This window comes from Methylobacterium sp. J-048, from assembly GCF_022829515.1.
Lineage (GTDB): Bacteria > Pseudomonadota > Alphaproteobacteria > Rhizobiales > Beijerinckiaceae > Methylobacterium.
Genome location: NZ_JAKSYL010000097.1, coordinates 1 through 1,359 on the forward strand (window position 1 = coordinate 1; position 1,359 = coordinate 1,359).

The window sequence follows — 1,359 nt, forward strand, 5'->3', positions numbered from 1 at the left end:
GTGAGGTTGCCCTTGACCGCCTGGTCCTGCGCCCGGGCGCCGACCTGGCCGGTATAGGACACGCCGAGCGTCGCGTTCGGCGCCACCCGCAGATCGAGGCCGGCCTGCGCCACCAGGGCGTCCCGGTCGATCGGCACGCCCGCGCTCAGGAAGGCCGGGCCGGTGCCGAAGCTCAGCAGCGCCGTCGGGACCACGTCCCCGAACGCCCGCCGGTAGCCGAGCAGTCCGTGCGCCGTGACCGGAAGCCCGAGGCCCAGATCCAGGCTGGTCTGCGCCCGAACGCCCGCGGTCACCGCGCCGAGGTCATAGTCGCGCGCGTAGCTGACCAGGGCCGCCGCGCCGCCGGTCTCGGCAAACCCGTCCCGCCGGATGCCGATATAGGCCGCGCCCACGAACGGCTCGATGTAGGAGGACGCCACCTGCAGCGCCGGGCCGTCCTTCGACACGAGCGCGGCCGGCGCGCTGAGCGTGAACCGGTAGCCGATCTCGCCGAACCCCTGGACGGTGTGGCCGCCGCCATGGCCGGTTGGGCTGTCCGACAACCCGTAGAGCACGCTGCGCCGGGTGCGGGTGTCGGTGTCGGCGTAGAGCGCCCCGAGCCGCACCGCGACCGGGCCGAACTCATAGCCGCCATAGATGCCGCCGAAGCCGCTCTTGAGCGTCGCGCTCTCCGATGGGCCGGCGGCGCCTTGGCGAGCCCCGCCGCCCTGCCGGCCGGCGCTGTCGAGATTGGCCTCGGTGTAGCCGCCGACCACGCCGAACGTGAACCCGCTCGGCAGCCGGATATCGGCGCCCAGCGCGAAGCCGGCGATCTGCCGGTCGAGGTCGAAGGCGTTGCCGCCCCCGCCCGCCGTGCCGAAGGCGCCGAAGCCCTGGCCCCACAGCCCGAACACCTGCGGGTCGAGGATCCGCGCCGGCACGCTCGCCACAGCCGGCGCCCGGCCGGGCAGGTCGGCAGAGTAGGCCGCCGGCAGGGTGCCGTAATCGAGGCCCGAGCCGCCGCCCCAGCGCAGGCGGTCGAGCACCGCCTCGCGCACGAAGAACGCGGTCTCGTAGGCGGCCGAGACCGTGCCGGCATGGATGTCGCCGGACAAAGCCCGGAAGCCGTCGGCGGCCTCGCTCGTGGTGAACGCCAGGGCGGCGTCGTAGGCCCGGCCGCGGCCCGCCGCCTGGAGCGCGTTGGCGGCGGCGATGCCGTTGCGGCCGGTGGCGCTGGCGGCCAGCGGCACGTCGTTGCGGGTGAGCGTCAGGTCGACTTCGTTGGGCAGATACCGCAGCCCCGGCGACAGGAAGGCGAGGTTGGACGTGACCCCGTCGAACCGGCCGGTGACGCCGCCGGAAGCGCTCAGGATCGCGTAG

The 1,359-nt window shown here is 74.5% G+C and carries 1 protein-coding gene; it reads right to left on the bottom strand.

Annotation, left to right across the window (positions count from 1 at the left end; all coding sequences use genetic code 11):
- The coding region (locus MKL09_RS07080; RefSeq protein ID WP_244019156.1) for an autotransporter outer membrane beta-barrel domain-containing protein at positions 1 to 1,359 on the bottom strand (1,359 nt) is incomplete at both ends.